21 protein-coding genes are annotated in these 20222 nt (G+C 43.9%); 8 read left to right on the forward strand and 13 right to left on the reverse strand.

The genetic code is table 11. The features are described from left to right. Positions 1-474: 474 nt before the first annotated feature. Positions 475-993, forward strand: a complete 519-nt coding sequence (locus ACNPNW_RS09540; RefSeq protein WP_448766938.1) for a DJ-1/PfpI family protein — start codon at positions 475-477, stop codon at positions 991-993. Positions 994-1076: 83 nt separating this feature from the next. On the opposite strand, the gene ACNPNW_RS09545 is transcribed toward ACNPNW_RS09540, so the two are convergent. Both ACNPNW_RS09545 and ACNPNW_RS09550 read right to left on the reverse strand, forming a co-directional pair. After that, positions 1077-2219 (reverse strand): acyl-CoA dehydrogenase family protein, encoded by a 1143-nt coding sequence (locus ACNPNW_RS09545; protein WP_004731607.1) that lies wholly within the window; start codon positions 2217-2219, stop codon positions 1077-1079. Between the two features lie 158 nt (positions 2220-2377). After that, complete coding sequence (locus ACNPNW_RS09550) at positions 2378-3721, reverse strand: dicarboxylate/amino acid:cation symporter (protein WP_448766939.1); 1344 nt, start codon at positions 3719-3721, stop codon at positions 2378-2380. 409 nt (positions 3722-4130) lie between these two features. On the opposite strand from ACNPNW_RS09550, the gene ACNPNW_RS09555 reads away from it, so the two are divergent. Next, on the forward strand, positions 4131-5132 hold the full coding sequence (locus tag ACNPNW_RS09555) for a glycosyl transferase family protein (RefSeq protein ID WP_253174995.1): 1002 nt from the start codon (positions 4131-4133) through the stop codon (positions 5130-5132). 82 nt (positions 5133-5214) lie between these two features. Here the strand turns inward: ACNPNW_RS09555 and ACNPNW_RS09560 are convergent, their stop codons facing one another. Then, entirely contained in the window at positions 5215-5487 is a 273-nt protein-coding gene (locus ACNPNW_RS09560; RefSeq protein ID WP_448766940.1) for a YeaC family protein, read from the reverse strand. 3 nt (positions 5488-5490) lie between these two features. Next, complete coding sequence (locus tag ACNPNW_RS09565) at positions 5491-6429, reverse strand: NAD(+) kinase (protein ID WP_004645573.1); 939 nt, start codon at positions 6427-6429, stop codon at positions 5491-5493. A gap of 191 nt (positions 6430-6620) precedes the next feature. On the opposite strand from ACNPNW_RS09565, the gene mrcB reads away from it, so the two are divergent. Continuing rightward, positions 6621-9011 (forward strand): penicillin-binding protein 1B, encoded by a 2391-nt coding sequence (gene mrcB, locus ACNPNW_RS09570; RefSeq protein ID WP_448766941.1) that lies wholly within the window; start codon positions 6621-6623, stop codon positions 9009-9011. Between the two features lie 14 nt (positions 9012-9025). Next, the gene (locus ACNPNW_RS09575) at positions 9026-9571 is read left to right on the forward strand and encodes a tetratricopeptide repeat protein (protein ID WP_420937516.1); all 546 of its coding nucleotides are present in this window, start codon (positions 9026-9028) and stop codon (positions 9569-9571) included. Positions 9572-9629: 58 nt separating this feature from the next. Here the strand turns inward: ACNPNW_RS09575 and ACNPNW_RS09580 are convergent, their stop codons facing one another. Further along, positions 9630-10529 (reverse strand): NUDIX domain-containing protein, encoded by a 900-nt coding sequence (locus ACNPNW_RS09580; RefSeq protein WP_005247439.1) that lies wholly within the window; start codon positions 10527-10529, stop codon positions 9630-9632. A 138-nt stretch (positions 10530-10667) separates the two neighbouring features. Here ACNPNW_RS09580 and hemP point away from each other — a divergent pair, with 138 nt between their 5' ends. Then, entirely contained in the window at positions 10668-10838 is a 171-nt protein-coding gene (hemP, locus tag ACNPNW_RS09585) for a hemin uptake protein HemP (protein WP_004645578.1), read from the forward strand. 75 nt (positions 10839-10913) lie between these two features. Here the strand turns inward: hemP and ACNPNW_RS09590 are convergent, their stop codons facing one another. The 4 genes from ACNPNW_RS09590 to tfpB all read right to left on the reverse strand — a co-directional run bounded on the left by ACNPNW_RS09590 (position 10914) and on the right by tfpB (position 15270). After that, positions 10914-12248, reverse strand: a complete 1335-nt coding sequence (locus ACNPNW_RS09590) for a sensor histidine kinase (RefSeq protein ID WP_448766942.1) — start codon at positions 12246-12248, stop codon at positions 10914-10916. Positions 12249-12252: 4 nt separating this feature from the next. Beyond that, the gene (locus ACNPNW_RS09595; protein WP_448766943.1) at positions 12253-12918 is read right to left on the reverse strand and encodes a response regulator transcription factor; all 666 of its coding nucleotides are present in this window, start codon (positions 12916-12918) and stop codon (positions 12253-12255) included. A 135-nt stretch (positions 12919-13053) separates the two neighbouring features. After that, entirely contained in the window at positions 13054-13419 is a 366-nt protein-coding gene (locus ACNPNW_RS09600) for a NirD/YgiW/YdeI family stress tolerance protein (protein ID WP_004645581.1), read from the reverse strand. 93 nt (positions 13420-13512) lie between these two features. Continuing rightward, positions 13513-15270 (reverse strand): type IV pilus assembly ATPase TfpB, encoded by a 1758-nt coding sequence (tfpB, locus tag ACNPNW_RS09605; RefSeq protein ID WP_278357459.1) that lies wholly within the window; start codon positions 15268-15270, stop codon positions 13513-13515. Between the two features lie 209 nt (positions 15271-15479). Between tfpB and ACNPNW_RS09610 the strand changes: the two genes are divergently transcribed. After that, positions 15480-16730 (forward strand): MgtC/SapB family protein, encoded by a 1251-nt coding sequence (locus ACNPNW_RS09610; protein WP_448766944.1) that lies wholly within the window; start codon positions 15480-15482, stop codon positions 16728-16730. Between the two features lies 1 nt (position 16731). Here ACNPNW_RS09610 and tsaA read toward each other — a convergent pair whose 3' ends face one another. Beyond that, on the reverse strand, positions 16732-17451 hold the full coding sequence (gene tsaA / locus ACNPNW_RS09615; protein WP_314103472.1) for a tRNA (N6-threonylcarbamoyladenosine(37)-N6)-methyltransferase TrmO: 720 nt from the start codon (positions 17449-17451) through the stop codon (positions 16732-16734). Positions 17452-17556: 105 nt separating this feature from the next. On the opposite strand from tsaA, the gene ACNPNW_RS09620 reads away from it, so the two are divergent. Beyond that, positions 17557-18336, forward strand: a complete 780-nt coding sequence (locus ACNPNW_RS09620; RefSeq protein WP_004279005.1) for a ferredoxin--NADP reductase — start codon at positions 17557-17559, stop codon at positions 18334-18336. A gap of 64 nt (positions 18337-18400) precedes the next feature. Here ACNPNW_RS09620 and ACNPNW_RS09625 read toward each other — a convergent pair whose 3' ends face one another. From ACNPNW_RS09625 to ACNPNW_RS09635, 3 genes are all read right to left on the reverse strand, one after another. Beyond that, complete coding sequence (locus tag ACNPNW_RS09625; protein ID WP_085064142.1) at positions 18401-18583, reverse strand: YgdI/YgdR family lipoprotein; 183 nt, start codon at positions 18581-18583, stop codon at positions 18401-18403. 18 nt (positions 18584-18601) lie between these two features. Then, positions 18602-18853 carry a hypothetical protein gene (locus ACNPNW_RS09630; protein WP_071851683.1) on the reverse strand — a complete coding sequence of 84 codons (252 nt, stop codon included), beginning with the start codon at positions 18851-18853 and terminating at the stop codon, positions 18602-18604. 171 nt (positions 18854-19024) lie between these two features. Continuing rightward, complete coding sequence (locus tag ACNPNW_RS09635) at positions 19025-19648, reverse strand: cation efflux transmembrane domain-containing protein (protein ID WP_005106481.1); 624 nt, start codon at positions 19646-19648, stop codon at positions 19025-19027. 86 nt (positions 19649-19734) lie between these two features. Between ACNPNW_RS09635 and ACNPNW_RS09640 the strand changes: the two genes are divergently transcribed. Next, positions 19735-20145: a Cd(II)/Pb(II)-responsive transcriptional regulator gene (locus ACNPNW_RS09640; protein WP_005106480.1), complete on the forward strand. Its 411-nt coding sequence runs from the start codon at positions 19735-19737 to the stop codon at positions 20143-20145. Positions 20146-20222 lie beyond the last annotated feature (77 nt).

Consider the following 20222-nt stretch of genomic DNA (forward strand, 5'->3'; position numbering starts at 1 on the left):
TCATAAACCTTATCTGTTCAGTATAACAATAGTGAGCTTTCAAATGTTACGCAATATGACATTGGTAGATTAAGTCTTAAAAACATACAGTTGATTTTAACCGTTTATCGCTTTTGGTCATATCTGGTAACATTTACTTCAGCTTTTCTGCTTGATTTACATTATTAAATTGTAAACTTTGCCTCTCCATATTAACTGATTTTAAGGAAGATAAAATATCACTATTTCTTAATCTATATAGCGGTTTTAAGCATAAGAAAATTAAAATAATTACTTTTCACACGTCATTTTTGAACCATTCATATCTAAGATAGATTTCACAATAAAATGCACACTCTGCAACCCCATTTTTATCGACTTCTCTTTGATTTCACTTATTTTTTTACATTAAATCACTACTCAATTACAAAGCAGAGACGATTTTTTAACCAATCATAGATAGTCTAACTTAAAACAAGCGTTTGGGTGTCAGTCATGCCAAAAAGAATAGCTGTACTTTTGACGAATAATTTTGAAGATCAGGAATATCTTGAACCCGTTGCGGCCTTGCTGGAAGCAAAGCATAGCATCTGTAATATTGAGTTTAATGCAGGAAAAGTGGTCTATGGTCTGCATGGCTGTTCTGCAGTGACGATTGACCGGGGCATCGAACAAATCAGTATTGATGATTTTGATGCCTTGCTGATTCCTGGCGGTGAATCTGCAGTTTCTTTATCTACCGATATGCGGGTGCTGCAATTTATCCAGGCTTTTAATCAAGCCAAGAAAACCATCTTTAGTTTATGTGATGCATCATTATTACTGTGTGAAGCAGATGTGCTGAAAAATCGAATTATTGCCAGTATTCGCGCGCATGCCAGTCGCGTACAACGTGCCGGTGGAACGTATTATGATGCAGAACTGGTGAATGACAATAATCAGTTGATTTCATCGCGCCTACCCAATGATTTACCCATTTTTATTCATGAATGTTTGGATGTTTTAAAATCATAAAGTCTTAAAAAATATTTCCCATCTTGGCCATGTTCTCCCCTATAAAAAAGAGTCCTTCGGGACTCTTTTTTATGGTTGAGCTATTAACGCCCTAACAGACCGCGGGCCACAATCTCCTTCATGATTTCATTGGTACCCCCATAAATCCGCTGGATCCGCGCATCAACGAAGAAACGTGAAATTGGATATTCAGTCATATAGCCATAACCCCCAAATAATTGCAGGAGATTGTCCGCGATTTTCATCTGCATATCGGTAGAAAAGCTCTTCAATGCCGCTGCAGTTTCTACATCCAGTTTCCCTTGCATATAAAGCTCAAGATTCTGGTTATAAAATGCTGCGGTCGCCAATTCATCAATTTTCGCTTGCGCAAGCACAAAACGGGTATTCTGGAATTGACCGATCGCCTGACCAAAAGCCTGACGCTCTTTCACATACTGTGTGGTCACATCAATAGATCCACGAATGGCGCCTAGAGCGGTGGCAGCAATGGCGGTACGCTCACGCGGCAATTCCTGCATCAGGTAAGCAAATCCCTGTCCCGGCTGACCCAGTAATTGCTCCTTTGGCACTTTGACATTGTCGAAGAACAGTTCAGACGTATCCTGAGCATGCAGACCAATCTTGTCCAAATTGGTGCCTTTTTTAAAGCCTTCCAGATGGGTATCGACCAGCAACAATGAAACGCCTTTGGCACGGGCTTGCGGATCGGTTTTGACGGCAAGCACCACTAAGTCAGCATGCTGACCATTGGAAATGAAGGTTTTTGAGCCATTTAACAGATAATGTTCATCCTGCAAGATGGCACTAGTACGCATGGCTTGCAAATCTGAACCTGCACCTGGCTCGGTCATGCCAATCGCACCGACCACTTCACCGGTGACCATTTTTGGTAACCAGTATTTTTTCTGTTCTTCAGTACCAATATGCAGGATATACGGTGCTGCAATATCGGAATGACAAGACAGACCTGTGGCGATAGCACTGTATCCGGCACGTGCAGATTCTTCGATCAGCATCAATGAATAATCGGTGGGCACCCCATAGCCGCCATATTCTTCTGGGACATCGACACACAAGAAGCCATTTTCACCGAGTGCATTCCAGACCGAACGCGGCATCAGACCTTCACGTTCCCACTGGTCATAGTACGGCGCGACATGTTCGTTCATAAAGCGTTTAAAATTATCGCGGAATAATTCTAGATCGGCATCGTAAGCAAGCATTCTATTGTCCTTGTTGTTTATCATTTTAGTTTCCTTTTCACAGACTATCGACTTTCATGCTTCCTGTCATGTGCCGGCATTCATCTTTTTACTAACTTCACAGTCAATAAAAAAGGAAGCCGAAGCTTCCCTTTTAGACACGAAAAACAGACTCAAACTTAGTGAGCGTTATTGCCTTCTTGCGCCATTTTTTCATCAATTTCTGCAGGATTCGCTAAAGCGTAGTTCAGCTTGTCCATATCTAACTGGCCCACCCATTTCGCAACCACTAAAGTCGCCAAAGAGTTACCGACCAGATTGGTCAAGGCACGTGCTTCAGACATGAAACGGTCGATACCGAGAATCAATGCCAGACCTGCAACAGGAATATTACCTACAGCAGCCAAGGTTGCCGCCATCACAATAAAGCCTGAACCAGTCACACCTGCCGCACCCTTAGATGAGATCAGGAGTACCAGAAGCAGCGTAATCTGATGAGATAAATCAAGTTGCGTATTGGTTGCTTGTGCAATGAAGATCGCAGCCATCGTCAAGTAAATCGACGTACCATCGAGGTTAAATGAATAACCAGTTGGAATTACCAGACCTACCACTGATTTTTCAGCACCGGCAAGTTCCAGTTTCTTCAACATACGTGGCAGTACTGACTCTGAAGAAGACGTCCCCAGTACAATCAGAAGTTCTTCGCGAATCAGGCGGATCATCTTCATGATGCTGAAACCAGCAAAACGCGCAATTGAGCCTAATACGATGAAAATAAACAGTACGCAGGTGAGATAGAAACAGATGATCAACTGTGCCAGCTGAGCAAGAGAACCAATACCATATTTACCAATTGTAAATGCCATCGCACCAAATGCACCAATTGGAGCAAGTTTCATGATCATATTCACGATGTTGAAGAACACATGTGAAATCTGGTCGATGAGTTTCAGGACTGGCTTGCCTTGATCACCGAGCTTATGCAGTGCAAAACCAAAGATGATCGCGAACAATAGAACTTGCAGGATTTCGCCTTCTGCAAATGCGCCCACAACCGTATTTGGAATGATGTTCATCAGGAAGTCGATAGTCGATTGTGACTCACCTGAAGCGACATATTTACTGATGCCAGTGGTATCCAGTGAAGCAGGATCAACGTTCATGCCCACACCAGGCTTGACGATGTTAATCACGACCAGACCGATGACCAAAGCAATCGTGGATACGATCTCGAAGTAAAGTAAAGCCACACCACCAGTTTTACCGACTGATTTCATGCTTTCCATACCTGCAATACCGCTCACTACGGTACAGAAAATTACAGGTGCGATAATCATTTTAATCAGACGGATAAATGCATCACCAAGCGGTTTAAGCTGTTCGCCCAAGCCAGGGACATGCTGTTCTACGCCATTGATAATTTGCGTACCACTAGGCGAAAAATGCCCGACCAGAATACCTGCGATAATGGCCACAATCACTTGAAAATACAGTGACTTATAAATTGGTTGTTTCGCCATAATAAATCTACTTGAACGATATCAAAAATAAGAAAGACCATTTTGAGAAATATACTGACCTCTTCATCCCTTCTCAGGATGAACCGGATCAAGTCTCAAAAGGCTCAAGAGAATGTTCAAAAATGATAATCAGCCATGCATTGAATCTGACACTCAAGTATCAGACCAAAGTATTAAATGGGAGAAAGAGATTAAGAAAAATTAAACAGACTCTAAAAATTGCCTAAATTTTACCGAATATTCAGACTAAATGTGCATAACTTATTATGCGCTTGTTTATGTTTTAAACAGAATAGATTAGACATTAGTCGATAATCAGATTTAACTGATTGTTTTACGTATACTGAAATGTTTATGGATTTTCACCCTCTCCCTTGACATTAATATTTTCTGCAAGCTGTAAAAAGTTATGAATACCGAAAGAAATATTTATAAAGATTTCGAACATCCCTTTGCCCAATATGTACGCATTGTGGGTAAAGGGAAAAATGGCGCCCGCTCTCTCTGCTATGATGAAGCCTATCAAGCCTTCAGTATGATTTTGAAAAATGAAGTGCTGGATGTGCAGTTAGGTGCATTCTTGATGTTATTGCGGGTCAAGGAAGAATCTGTAGATGAGTTGGCCGGTTTTGTACAGGCGACACGTGACCAGCTGAGTTTCAAAAAACTGGATGTCGATCTGGACTGGTCTTCATATGCGGGCAAGCGCAAGCATTATCCATGGTTTATTCTGGCAGCCCTGACACTGGCCAAGCATGGTTATAATATTGTGATGCATGGTGCCTCGGGCCATACCATGAACCGCGTTTACACCGAACAGGTGCTGACTTACTTAGGCTATCCAATCTGTCAAAATGATGCCGAGGTTGAACAGCAACTTCTACAACAGCATTTTGCTTACATACCGTTAGAAGTAATTTCTCCGATTCTTGCAGACTTGATTGCGCTGCGTAATGTCATGGGCTTACGCTCCCCAATTCATACCCTGGCGCGTCTGATCAATCCCTTTAATGCCAAAGCGACCCTGCAAGCCATTTTCCATCCAGCATATCGTGGTTCGCATCAGCAAGCAGCTTTCCGCTTGGGCTATAAAAATAGTGCCGTGATTAAAGGTGAAGGGGGCGAATTCGAGCGTAATCCGGATGCCAAAACGCTCATCTGTGGCATTAAAGATGGCCTGCTCTATGAGCATGAATTGCCAAAGCTCACTGACAACCGCAGTCCAATTGAAGAAGAACTGGATCTGGCGCTATTTAAGGCTGTCTGGGACGGTCAGCAAAGCCATGATTATGGCGAGATTGCAGTGATAGAAACTATGGGCATTGCGCTATATACCATGGGCGTGTGTGACAGCTTTGAAGCTGCGATGCAAAAAGCCAAAATCTTATGGGCGAATCGCCACACGGTTTAATCTTGTGCAAAAGAAAAAAGCATTGTTCAGTGAATGAACAATGCTTTTTTTAATTGTATTGCTATTGGCTGGGAATTAAGCCTTAAACAAAACGAATCGGCTTGAATTCAGGTTCATTCTTGTGATGATCATCATCACACTCTTCACCCTCTTCTTTAGTACCGCGATCGATATAACCGCTGCGCTCATTTTCAGGCAGGTTTTTCATTTCCCAGGCATACACTGCCTGCATACAGGTCTGATGTTGTTCTGGTGTCAAGGCTACACCGTTTGGCCACTTTCCAATTTCGACTGCTGTTCTTAGGCGTTCAACAATCTCAGGATTGAGTACGGCAAGCATTTGTTCAATATTCATGATTTAATCCTGCTTAAAATAATCAAAGTCCTGATTCCACCCCAGTTTGGTTCGACAGGCATTATAAAAGTCATAACCCGGTGGATGCAGAAGATTCAGTTTAAAGGGATGCTTGCGAATATGGACGCTATCGCCCACATTCAAAGACACACTGTGTTGCCCATCCGCACTAACCATCGGCAGTACGCGATTTTCACGAATCAGTAATTTAATTTCACTATGTCCACCAACCACAATCGGGCGTGAAGACAAGGTATGCGGATGCATCGGCACCAAAGCAATCGCATCCATGCTTGGATGTACGATCGGGCCACCACCAGAAAGTGCATAAGCTGTAGAACCAGTCGGCGTAGAGACTATCAGGCCATCACTGTGCTGACGATAGACATATTGTCCATCAATATTCAGCTCAAAATCGATCATATGCACCGATTTTCCTGAATGTAGCACCACATCATTCAGGGCAATGGCATCGTAAATCACTTCGCCTTTGGAGCGAATTTCGACTTCGAGTAAAAAGCGTCGCTCAGTCTGAAAGTCACCCTTTAATACTTGATCCAGCTTGAAGATCACTTCGGTCGGCTTGATATCCGTTAAAAAACCCAGACGACCACGGTTAACCCCGATCACCGGAGTATTGTACTTGACCAAGGCGCGTGCTGCATGTAATAGCGAGCCGTCACCGCCCACGACAATCACCAGATCCACCACCTCACCCAATAAGGCACGACTGACGGTTTGGGTATTTTGATAGGGAACAAGTTCAGCTGTCGCTGCATCAAAAACTGGGTGTAGGCCTAAATTGAGAAGATGATCGTGAATAAGGCATAAGGTTTCAACCACCGACGATTTATCAGGACGTCCTATTAACCCGATATTTCGAAAGGTCTTATGGGAAATTTGCACCAGTGTCGTCGCTCCGCTACGAATCCTGCTTATCATAACATTAAGCTATACCTGGATGACAATTTATAACAGTGCTTCATAAGTAGGAAATTATTTGAAATATATTCGAATTAAGGAGAAATTGTGGGGTTTCATTTTAATTTTAAGCGCATTTCTTGATTAAATATTGCAAAATAATGAAAAGCTTCGCATGATTAGCACAATTTCACAGGATCTTATAAGTATTTATGAAATCTGAACGTGGCATGGGGTTTCTTGCCTTAATTTTTTCTATTATTGTCATTTCTATCTTTGTAGCATTTAGTATCTATTTGATTAGATTAGACAATATTGTACGCGACAAGTTTGAAGGTCAGCGCTGGGATATTCCGGCCAAGGTCTTCGCACGTCCGATGGAAGTGTACGTGAATGCCCCAGTCAGCCTGCAGGATTTCCAACAAGAATTAAAATTACTCGGTTATAAAAATTCGGATAGTTATACTAAATCAGGCAACTTTGTCACCACGGGTAATACCCTATATGTGCATACACGCGGCTTTGATTTTGGTGACCGGGTTGAACCGGAACAAATATTGAAAGTCAGTTTCAGCGGTGAACAGATTGCAGAAGTCAGCGCAACCAAACCGTCTTCAAGCGGGATTGCGCGTTTAGAACCTTTATTAATTGGCGGGATTTATCCGCAGCATAACGAAGACCGTGTGCTGATCAAGCTAAATAAAGTGCCTAAGCCCTTGATCGAAGCGCTGATCGCGACCGAAGACCGTAAGTTCTATGAGCATCATGGGGTTTCACCGCGTGGTATTGCACGTGCCGTAGTCAGCAATATTACCGGTGGTAAACGTCAGGGTGGCTCAACCTTGACCCAGCAGCTGGTCAAAAATTTCTATTTAACCCCTGAGCGCACCTTAAAACGTAAAGTGAATGAAGCCTTTATGGCGATGCTGATTGAATTGCATTATGACAAGAATGAAATTCTAGAAGCTTATCTGAATGAGGTAAATCTCGGCCAGAATGGTAACTACTCCATTAATGGTTATGGTCTGGCATCGCAGTTTTATTTTGGCCTGCCACTGCGTGAACTGAATATTTCCCAGCAAGCATTTTTGGTGGGTTTAGTCCAAGGCCCGAGTCTATACAATCCATGGCGCAATCCTGAAAGTGCGAAAAAACGCCGTGATATCGTCCTGAATAATATGCTGGTGATGGGCTATCTGACTCAGGAACAATATGAAAAAGAAACCGCACGTCCGTTAAATGTCATTTCAAAACCGACTTTAGGCCCTGCCCGCTTCCCGGATTTTCTGGATATCGTACGTCGTCAATTACGCACAGATTATCAGGAAACCGATCTGACCAATCAGGGTCTGCGCATTTTCACCACTTTAGACCCTCTGGCCCAAACCCGAATTCAGGACAGTTTTAAAGAAACGGTGGCGCGTTTAAGCAAATCCAATCCGGGTCGCCTGAAAGATTTACAGGGCGCAGTATTAGTATCGCATCCGGAAAATGGCGAACTGGTGGCCGCAGTGGGTTCTACTCAAGATTTTACCGGCTTTAACCGTGCAGTCGATGCCAAGCGTCAAGTCGGTTCCCTGCTAAAACCGGTGATCTACCTGAGTGCCCTGGAATCGAACCGTTATCACTGGGCAAGCCCAATTGAAGACAGTGAAATCAGCATCAAGAGTGATGGCAAAACCTGGACGCCGAAAAACTATAGTGGTCGCGGACATGGTGTCATCCCAATGTCACAAGCCTTATCGCAATCTTATAACCTGTCCACTGTGCGTTTAGCACAAGAATTTGGTCTGTCCACCTTTATTAATCATCTGAAAAAATTTGGTGTGACCTCAGATATTCCATCTTATCCATCGATTTACTTGGGTGCGGTAGATATGTCCCCGATGGAAGTGATGAATATTTACGGCAACTTTGCTACAGGCGGCTTTAAATACCCAACCAAAGCCATCCGCTCTGTGGTGGATGCCAACGGCCGCTCTCTGGATCGTTATAGCCTGAGTGTACAACCGACCATTGATCCAGCTTCTGCTTATGCCCTGAATTATGGCTTACAACAGGTCATGTCGAATGGTACAGGTCGTGCAGCCTATAACAGCTTACCACGCAGTCTGAATCTTGCTGGTAAATCCGGTACTACGAATGACAGCCGTGACTCATGGTTTGCCGGATACTCAGGTAATTATATGACCGTGGTTTGGCTCGGTCTGGATGACAACAAAGTCACTGGCTTGACCGGTTCTTCAGGTGCTCTGCCCGTTTGGACCAATGTCATGAAACAGCTACGCCAGAAACCGGTGAATTTGCCACAGCCGAATGAAATCGAATGGCATTGGCTGGATCGTTATACGGGTTTGTTGTCTGCACAAGGCTGTGAAGGCGCCATGTATATCCCGATTTCGCGTCATGCCCTGCCAAATCAGGCGACTGCCTGCGGCATCTCGCATTATGTGACAGAACCTTATGATATTGATTCAGAACCTGCGCAATCTGATGCTGAACAGGATGATATGAGTCGCTACATACAAGAAAGTGAAACAGAAATAGAACGTGATCTTGAGAGCGAAACCCGTATTATCGCCAGTGGAAGTTATAGCCATTAATTGAGTCTATGTTTATGTTAAGAAAAATCCTCCCTGGTTTGCTCATCCTCAGTCTGGTGGGCTGCCAAAGTATCTCCGAGCCAAAAAAGCCAGTTAGCCCCGCCAAGCCTGCGACGGAAAAACCTAAGGCAAAAACACCAGACGGCGTCGTGATTACGCCTTATGACCGTCCTGACATCAAACGTCAGAAAATTGTCATTCCTGAACAGAAGCCGAAAAGCCAAAAGTTTGATGATGGCCGTAATCTGCCGGCTTTTAAGAGTCTGATGCAGCAAACCCAGCAGGCCTATACCAAGCAGCAGTTCGCTCAAGCTGAAGCGTCTGCAACTCAGGCACAGCGACTGGCCCCTCAAGCACCGGAAACGTATTTATACCTGGGCATGATCGCCAACCGTAAAAATCAGCCAGCAAGCGCCGATGCTTTTGCCTTACGTGGCCTGAGTTATGCACAATCTAGTGCCATGAAAAAGCAGCTTTGGCAAGTACGCCTTAAATCTGCTCAGTTGCGGAAAAATGCCAAAGCGATTCAGCAAGCCCAACAGGCACTCAAAAAGCTTTAAGATAATTTTCCATAGAAACTGACTTACTAATAGAAAGTTTATTTTATAAATAAAGTGTTTAAATATAGCGAATGCCGGCAATGCCATAAGCATGCTGGCTTTTTGCATAATCGAGTTCTTCAGCTTTCATTCCGCCCAAAGCAAAAACCGGAATCTGTACCTGCTCTGCCATTTGCTTGAATTGCTCCCAGCCTAGCGCAGGTGTGTCCGGATGCGTTGCGGTCGCCAGTACCGGACTCAGTAAAGCCGCTTCACAGCCGATCTGTTCTGCATGCATTAAAGCGGTCAGGTCATGACAAGCCGCTAGATAACGATAGCCAGATTTCAATTCACTTTGTTTCAAGTTCATCAGTTGATTCTGTTTTAGATGAATCGTGCAAATCGTCTGCTGCTGCAATTCATTCAGTTGTGACCAAAGCTGCTGATTAATAATTAACTTGGAGAGTTGATCTACCGGATACTGCTGTAATTGCATGATCCGTTCAGGCGTTGCTTCCACGCGCCAATACAACATTTGATCTGTATCTAGACTTGATAAGATATCCAGATCTTCAGCAATCTTGATGCGCTGCGGCCATTGCAGCTTTTGAATCATGGACTGATTGGCTTTCGGAAAATTCAACTGGCCAAGTTCTTCCCGGCTGTACCAGCGCCAAGGCTGTTTGATTTCAGCCAGTTGCGCAGGCTGTACTGAAGCATGGAAAATATGCAAATTGACGATGAGATCTTCATATTCATGGGAGATAAAATCAGAAGCATGCCAGCGTTCGATATCAACGCCCACCTCTTCAATCACTTCGCGGCGACAGGTTTCGACTAGCAACTCACCCTGTTCAACTTTTCCGCCTGGAAATTCATATTTATTGCCCTGATGCTGCTTGGCCTCACGCCAGCCGACGAGAACCTGATTTTGATAAAATAAAAGCGCAATTGCGACATGAATCGTAGCTTTAGTCATGATGTACAGAACCGTTGAAGTTTTACAGATTGTAAGCAAATTAGAGTTTTTTATAAATTACTCAATATTTCGTTGACAGATCTATTCGATAATGATTATCATTTAAATCAATCCAAAACACACCACGGAGTCGACGGAATGAACGCCCCATTTAGCCTATTTACCCGTAACAATGATACTCACCATGCCTTGCCAATGCTGCACTCCAACAATCTGTTTGCACTGGGTCGTGAAATCCGGATCATGCATGCTGGCGAAGAATACCGCTTGCGTCTGACCCGTAATAACCGTCTTATTCTGACCAAATAATTAAATCAGTTCTAATAATAACAAACGTGGGAAGCAGCAGTATGAATCAGCGCATACTGCTTTTTAATCTTCTAATCATGAGATTTTGCCATCAGGCTCAAAACTCAATGACACTTTAAGTCCACCCAAGTCCGACGGCGCATAGTCAATTTTAGCTGCATGCAGTGCCATAATTTTCTGGCAAATGGACAGGCCTAAACCCGAACCCTGAGTTCGCGTACCCAAAGCCCGATAAAAACGTTCACCTAAACGTTCCAGTACCTCATCAGCAATCCCCTCTCCTGAGTTTTCAATCAGTAACTGTATCTGATGCTGCTCAATAACTGTTCGGATCTCGACCTGTCCCTGTTGCGGCGTATAACGGATCGCATTGTCGACCAGATTGCGAATACAACTAAAAATCAGTTCTGGATTCGCTTCGATCACAGCATCCTCAAGTTTTAGATTCCAATGAATGTCTTTTTCTTCTGCAAAAGGCTGCAAGGCCTGCAAAGCCTCCTGAACCAGATTCTTAAGATTAATCGTTTGCGTTGCTAATTGCCCTGTTCGCTCCGGATCGAGTCGTGCCAGTAAAAGTAAATTTTCCAGTACCTGCGTGCCGCGGTTGACATCATTTTGGATCAACTGTAATGCCTGAGGGAGCTGTGCATCATCTTGATATTTGCGTTTTAAAACCTGTAGACGCATTTGAATCGCAGACAGTGGCGAACGCAGCTCATGTGAAGCATCTGCAGTAAAACGCTGTTCAGCAGCCAGTGATTTCTCCAGCCGGCCGAGCATGGCATTCAGCTGACGAATGATCGGTTGCAGTTCAGTGATTTCAGGGTCAGGTGTTTTAATAGGACTCAGATCCTGAGCAGTCTTGGAACCAATGGCACGCGAAATCTTGTTTAATGGCCGTAACTGGCGTTTGACCGAGACCCTTAGAATCAGCCATTGCACTAGCCATAAAGTGAATAAGATCCCGGCAAAGCCCAAAGTAGTTTGCCAGAGTTCATCGAAACGTACTGAAAGTGGCTGTACGATTTTGACCTGAAGGTCGTCATCTTCCGCAGTCAGTATCCGGATAAAATGACCATTTTCATAAGCAAACTGAAAGCCGTTGTTCTGTGCTTTTGGAATGGTATTAATTAATTCATCATCAATCGAAGTAGTCAGTATCTGCTGATCTAGCAACAAGGCATACTGGATATCGAACTGTTCACTGAGTTCATCGACCTGGGCGTCTTTGGCCTGGGTCACATCGCCAAGCAGCAACTCAGAAATCTGCTCCATTAATTCATCATGCAGCTGACTGGCTTGATAACTGGAAATTCCCAATAACAGCAGCCAGGCCAATATTCCAGCCAATATCGAACTGAACAGCGCATGTTTGATCAGCCGGGTTTGCAGGGAAATAGCAGCCGACATGGGGTTAAGCCTCAGCCTTATGCATACGATAGCCCAAGCCACGAATGGTCTTGACCATCTGGCTGCCAATTTTTTTACGCAGCTGATAGATAAATACTTCAATGGCATTACTTTCAATTTCATCGCCCCAGGCGTACAGCGATTCTTCCAGCTGTTCACGGGTGACAATATGTTCAGGCTGCTGCATCAGCTTGTATAGAATTTGAAATTCCTTCGCAGTCAGATTCACAGCTTGACCTTCTTTAGTTAGGGTCTTGGCTTGAGTGTCCAGACTGAGATCCTGCCATTGCAGGATATGATTCGGTGTTTGCTGTTTCTGTCTGAATTGGGCACGAACTCGGGCCGAAAGTTCTTCCAGACTAAAAGGTTTGACCAGATAATCATTCGCGCCTAAATCCAGACCTTCAACCCGGTCATCAATACTGTCTTTGGCCGTAATAAAAATCACCGGCGTATCTTGATGTTGGCTGCGCAAAATTTTCAGAATGTCATCTCCAGTGGCATTCGGCAGGCCACGATCCAGCAGAATACAGTCATATTTATGCTGCTCAATCGCTAGGATCGCATGATCACCACGCTCTACCCGATCAATCACATAACCGTCCATTTCCAGCCAAGTCTGGATACTGTCTGCCTGAGACTGATCATCTTCCGCCAAAAGAATACGCATATTCTGCTCCGTTTGCTTCCTTGTTCTATCTTGCCTTGAAAAAGTTCCAGACTCAAAAAAACCACATGCTTTTTGGTAACTTGCATGTGGTTTTTTGTCGCTGTGTTCAAATTGATTTCAGCAAATCAGGCGATATTAGAAACGAACCTGATCAACCTCAATTTCAACACGTTTTGCCGGTTTATAATCAATGTCGATTTCACCTGTGATGATTACCGGTGTTTTGGCTGAAATCGGTTTGCCTTGCCAAAGTTCATCATCAATCTCAACAGTAATAGTTCCTGTGCTGTCTCGGAACTGGTATTTTTCATCACCGACCGCTTTCACGACATAACCTTTAAGCTGAACCTTACTGTCATCTTTCATGGCCAGTGCCTGTTTGACTGTGGTCGATTTAGCAAAAGCAGCCTGATTCACAGCAGTGTCGCTACTTGCTATCGTAGCCGTCGCGATAGAACCCATCAATGCAGCTGCCAAAACCGTATTTATCATCATTTTCATCGCAATTACCTCTTTAAAGTCTTGCCTTGTTTCGATGATGCTATTAAAACAACCGAAGATGAATTGAATCTTAAGATTGCTTCATTTTCAAAATTAATTTAAGGGCACCACTCTCAGGACTTCTTCAAGCGTGGTCACACCTTCCAGAATCTTGCGCGCCCCGGCAATTCTGAGCGGCTCTACGCCTTCTTTTTTCGCCTGCTGACGCAGCTGGTTCAGATTAGCATCGGCACCAATCAGCTGTTTAGTGGTCAGACTCAGTGGCATAAACTCATAAATCCCAATACGGCCTTTATAGCCGGTATGCCGGCATTCTTCGCAGCCCACCGCCTTAAAGACAAATTCCGGTCGCGGCAAAGGATAATCGGCTGCCAGATGCTGCCATTCCTGTTCATTCAGGAAGCTTTCCTGCTTGCAATGTGGGCAGAGTTTACGCACCAGACGTTGAGCCAGAACACCCAAGATGGTTGCTGCTGTCAAAAATGGCTGTACGCCCAGATCATGCAGACGGGTCAGACTCGACGGCGCATCATTGGTATGTAAAGTTGAGAGAACCAGATGACCAGTCAATGCTGCCTGAATCGCCATATTGGCAGTATCCTGATCACGAATTTCCCCGACCATGATAATGTCCGGGTCCTGACGCATCAATGCACGCACGCCGTCAGCAAAACCAAGATCGATACCATTATTGACCTGCATCTGGTTAAAGCTAGGTTCCAGCATCTCGATCGGGTCTTCAATGGTACAGACGTTGACCTGTTCAGTCGCCAGCTGTTTCAAGGTTGAATAAAGCGTAGTAGTTTTACCGGAACCAGTCGGACCGGTCACCAGAATAATGCCGTGACTGTGACTGGTCAGATTGTTCCAGTCATTGAGCAGATGACCTTCAAAACCGAGTTGCTGGAAGCTTCTCACCAGCACTTCCGGATCGAAAATACGCATCACCAGTTTTTCACCGAATGCCGTTGGCAAGGTCGACAAACGCAATTCGGTTTCCTGTCCTTTTGGTGTACGGGTTTTCAGGCGGCCATCCTGTGGTTTACGTTTTTCCGCGACGTTCATCCGGCCCAGAATCTTGATCCGGGAAATGACGGCGGTCAATGTATTGGCGGGCATGTTGTAAATCGTATGCAGTACGCCATCAATCCGGAAACGAATCTTACCCGTATCTTTACGCGGTTCCATATGAATATCACTGGCACCTTGTTCAAAGGCAAATTGCAGCACCCAGTCCACCAGTTTGACAATATGCTGGTCATTGGCATCCGGATTCTGTGAATCACCCAATTGTAATAAGGCTTCTACACCTTTATTTTCTCGGTCATAAGCAGACGATTTTTGTGAACCACTGACTGCGCGACTGACCTGATAATATTCAGTAATATAACGTTGTAACTGTTCCGGATTGAGTAATACCCGTTGTATTTTTTTCGGGGAAATATTTTGCTCAAGATTCGACACCCATTCGGTTTTATAAGGCTGATCCGTAGCGATCAGAACTTTGTCTGCCTGTATTTCTACTGCCAGAATACGGTTGCGCAGTGCATATTCCTGCGACATGACATGGGTCAATGCCTGTACATCAGCTTTGAGCGGATCAATGATATAGAACATCAATCCGGTTTTTTCTGCCAGCCACTGACATAAACGGTTCAGAGTCAGTGTTGTTTGAGGATGGGACTGATCGACCAGATTAAAATTAGCAATCCACTGTAAAGGGTGCCATTTTAGTTGTTCACGTTGCCGATGAGTGGTTTGTACCAGCATCCGGTCGCGTTCACTGATTTTACCGTCTTTAAAGAGTTGGTCTAGACACCATGCCGTATCAATTTCAAAGTCAAATTTCATTATTATCAGTCCCCAAACTTGCCTCCACTATAACAAGTTTTTGCAGTTTTTCGCATGCTCTCGACCTATCGAATGTACGTTTCTATTTCAATCTCAAAAAGAAAGTAAAGAATGGATTTGATCGTTACCGCAACATTTTTAATCTATGCAAACCTGATCTCATCACATATATTTTTAAATAATCAACTCTTAGCTTGCTGAGGTCACAGATGGATTTGACTGCGGTTCCCCTGCATGCGCATTCTTTTCACGAACTGCTCACGATACTCACCTCGGCATTAGGCTGCGGCCTATTGATTGGTCTGGAGCGGGAACGGCATAAGCAACGCGAACAGCAACCGAGTTTTGCCGGCTTACGTTCCTTTGCAATCTGTGCTTTATTGGGTGCACTGTGTTTCCTGTTTGGAATCGTGATTGCTGTAATAGGTGCTTTGATCGTGGGTGGCATGGTCATTTTATCCATAAAAAATCAGCCAGATGACCCGGGCATTACCACAGAGCTTGCATTTGTGATGACCTATTTTATTGGCGCCATGTGTTTGTGGAATATTCCTCTGGCAGCCGGTCTTTCTGTGCTCTTAACCGGTATTTTGATGGCCAAACATACCATGCACAATATTGCCGGAAAATGGATTAAAGAAGCCGAATTTAGGGATGGACTATTATTACTGGCCTTAATTTTGATTGGTCTGCCGCTGACCCCTGACCGGCCTTTTTGGGGCGAAGTGCTTAACCCTTATCTTATTTTAAAATTACTGACCTTAATTTTAGTGGTACAAGCTTTGGCGCATATTGCGAAACGCTTTTTCTCGACTAAAAATGCCCTGATGCTGTCCTCCATTGCTTCCGGTTTTGTTTCCAGTACAGCCACCATCGCTCAGTTAGGTTTACAGGTCCGTAAAGGTGAAATGGATGCACGATCGAATGCCGGCGCTGCACTGATGTCCTGTATCTCGACCATTGTTTTATTATTGATAGTGGTTGGAGGTGTATCGTGGAGCTGGCTTAAAATCCTGCTCTTACCGTCTTTAGTTGCCGTAATCCTTCTGGCAGCCTGTGCATTTTTATTACTGCACAAGGCGAAACCGGCTCCGAGCATGGAATCATCAGACAGCCAAATGTTCAGCTTAAAAGAAGCGGTGATTATTGCAGTCACATTAACATTGATTCAGGCTGGAGTTTACGGACTGGAGGTCTGGCTCGGGGATGCCGGCTTACTGGCCGGGACCTTACTCGCCTCTTTATTCGAGATTCATGCCGCGATGGCCAGTGTCGTCGTTCAAGGCGATCCTTCAAATATGCGTCTGATTTATGCCCTGCTTTTAGGTCTGGGTGCTCATGCCCTGGCCAAGTCAGCCAATGCAGCTTTGACCGGTGGCTGGAAGTTTGTCCTTTATTTTGCGCCTGTGCAGATTTTGCATATGGCAGTGTTGATTGGGGTTTTGTGGTGGAACCTATAATCTAGGAAGGAATATGCTGGATAGCAACAATTAGCACTTGCTGAGCATGAATTTTGAAATGGATATCAACATTTGCAAACTTCATCCCATATACCCGTTCTTCATCTTCCTGATATGCAGGTCTTGGATCTAAAGATAAGACAGCTTCCAGTTCCTGAATAGTCTGCACAGAAATTTTTCCATTTCCTAGTAATTGTTGCTTTTGCTGCTCCGCTTCATCGCTCCAAATGACGGTTTTACGTGGTGGTTCATCCTGTGCATAACCGCTTTGTGCTTCAATGATGGCATCCGAATATTGAATATAAGGTTTGATATCCATAATTGGCGTGCCATCGAGCAAGTCACTCCCTGTCACATACACTCGAACATGTTTGCCCACTTTTCTCACTTCTTTGAGTTTGACCACAGATAAACCAATCGGTGATGGACGATACATGCTGCGCGTAGCAAACACGCCTATTTTCTTGTTACCACCCAAACGCGGCGGACGCACTTGTGGACGAAACTGGCTGTTGTGCTGGTTTTTATTGTCATGAAATTGCCAGACCAGCCACAAATGACTGAATTCTTCAATTCCCTCAAAGGCGAGCAGGTCATTATAAGGTCCGACCATTTCGATATAGCTTTCGACCTGAACCAGATTCGGCTGACGAGGAATACCAAATTTTTCTTTATAGGGAGAACGCATATAACCAATAATCGGCAGCGCAAGTTCAGTCATCATCACTTTTTTTGATAAGCTCAATTAAATATATTCAGTTTATCGAGAATGAATTTAGATTAGAATAGCAAGCTGTTCTAATTTGATAATTTATTGAGACCTTTAATGGCTGCTTTTAACGTCGAAAAGATTACTCACGTCCACCACTGGAATGATACTTTATTCTCTTTTAAAACGACTCGTGACACTGCTTTGCGTTTTAAAAACGGTCAGTTTGTAATGATCGGCCTTGAAGTCAATGGCAAGCCGTTAATGCGCGCATATTCAATTGCAAGCGCCAACTACGAAGAAGAGTTAGAGTTTTTCTCAATTAAAGTGCCGGATGGTCCACTGACTTCGATTTTACAGAAAGTCAAAGTCGGCGATGACATTTTGGTGTCTAAAAAGCCAACAGGTACACTGGTACTGGATGACTTGAACCCAGGTAAAAATCTGTACCTGTTGTCTTCTGGTACTGGTCTTGCACCGTTCCTTTCGACTATTCGCGATCCTGAAACTTACGAGCGTTTTGAAAAGATTATCGTAGTTCACGGTACCCGTTTCATTTCAGAACTGGCTTATCAAGATTTGATCCTGAATGAAGTTCCAAATCATGAATTCTTCTCTGAACTCGGCGCGAAAGAAAAATTGGTATATTACCCAACCGTAACCCGTGAAGAATATCCAAATCAAGGTCGTGTAACCACTGCGATTGAAACCGGTGAACTGTTTGAAAAAATCGGTCTGCCACGTTTCAACCCGGAAACTGACCGTGCCATGTTATGCGGTAGCCCTGCATTCCTAGATGACGTTGCTGCGCTTCTTGACCAACACGGTCTGAAAGAATCTCCAAAAATGGGCGTTCTAGGTGACTACGTGATTGAACGTGCATTCGTAGAAAAATAAGATTTTCTAAAATAAAAAACCGGACTTTTAAGTCCGGTTTTTTATTGGAATAATCACTAAATAATTAACGATCACGACCTTCCTGATTTGCAGAACCTGAACAGCCTGCGCCACCTGCAATGATGAAACCCGTTTGCGCTTTACATGAACCAATCATACGGCCATGAGAGTCAAATGTAGTCACTGACGATGCGCAGCCCGTCAATATAACAGTCGCTACGAGTGCAATAAGTGCTGATAATTTCATGATCTTCCCCTTTATTATTTACGGTTTTAAATTAATCTGATTCTGGCTTGGTGGCGTTGGTAATAGGCCTGTAGCAGCATTTGGCGTATTATAATTCACACCCAAGGCATCGCCTGAACCACTACAATGTGCACTTGCGGTCGAAAGTAGGCCACGCGTCGCCATACATGAACCGATGATTTTTCCTGTTGCATCATAAGTCACGACTTTGGAACTACAAGCGGCTAGCCCCGATATTGCCAATATTGAAAAAATTTTAATTAAATTCACATTAACCCTCGCACGATGCAAAAAACTAAATTATTAAAATTTATGTATATTTTCTGAATTTCGCCAGAGATTCTAATTTAATTTGTTTATTTGTAAAGCTTTATTTTTCAAATATTATAAAAATGGAAATAAATAAAAAGCTGCCCTGCAGGACAGCTTTAAATATAAAAATTAGCTGGATTTATGTTTAAGTGATCTTTCTTCCAGAGACTGCTTAATCACTTGATAACCTGATGTGATGCCGAGTGTAGCGATAATTACAGCCACAATAATATCCGGCCAAAGACTGCCTGTACCAAATACGCCTACGGCTGCCAAAATGACCGCAAAGTTGCCAATTGCATCATTGCGACTACAGAGCCAGACCGACCGCATATTGGAATCACCTTCACGAAAAGCATAAAGAATTGCTGCTGTAAATACATTCGCTACTAAGGCCAGCACACCAATCAGGCCCATTGTCAGTGCTTCAGGTGGAATACCTTGCAGATAGGCGTAAATCACTTTGCCAATAACCACCAGACCAAACAATGCCATGGTCATTCCCTTCACCAAAGCGACTGTTGCCCGCCAATACAGACTCGCACCGAGTACAGCCAAAGAAATTCCGTAATTGACCGCATCTCCAAAGAAATCTAGCGCGTCTGCCCACAAGGCCGATGAATGTGCATATGCACCACCGATCAGCTCCACTACAAATAAAGTCAAGTTCACCAGCAAGGCAATCCATAGCGCTGTTCTAAATTTGCTGTTGGGCTTGATGGGTGCCGGTTCAGGACTACAACTACAAGCCATATCATTCCCCCGATGATTTTTTATCTAAAATACGATAAATTGATTAGAAACTATGGACTAACTCCAAGGTCAAGCATGAGGGTGATATGTCAGTTTATTTGATTTCAGAAATGGCCAAAAAAACTGGTCTAAGCACCGATACCCTACGTTTTTATGAGAAAAAAGGCTTTATCCAGCCGAATTTTCGAGCAAGTAATCAGTATCGTTATTATGGTGAAGACGCATTAAAAAGACTGCTTTTTATCAAGCGTTGCCGTGCCTTGGACATGTCGTTAAAAGAGATTGAAACCCTGATTCAACTTGAACAAAATCCGGAACAGGACTGCTGTGCCGTCAACCAGCTGATTGATCAGCATCTTTCGGATATTTCAAATAAAATTAAAGAATTACAGATATTTGAACGGCAACTGATCACACTGAGAGAAAGTTGCAATACCCCGACCACGATTGATCATTGCCAGATTTTAAAAACGCTTGAAAACCCTGAAAATGATTGAATGTTGAAGACATTTTATTGAGAGCTCCCTACTTAAAATAAAACCTTGTTTTACCTCCAAATCGCGTATTTCCGAGT

This window comes from Acinetobacter endophylla (assembly GCF_053543775.1).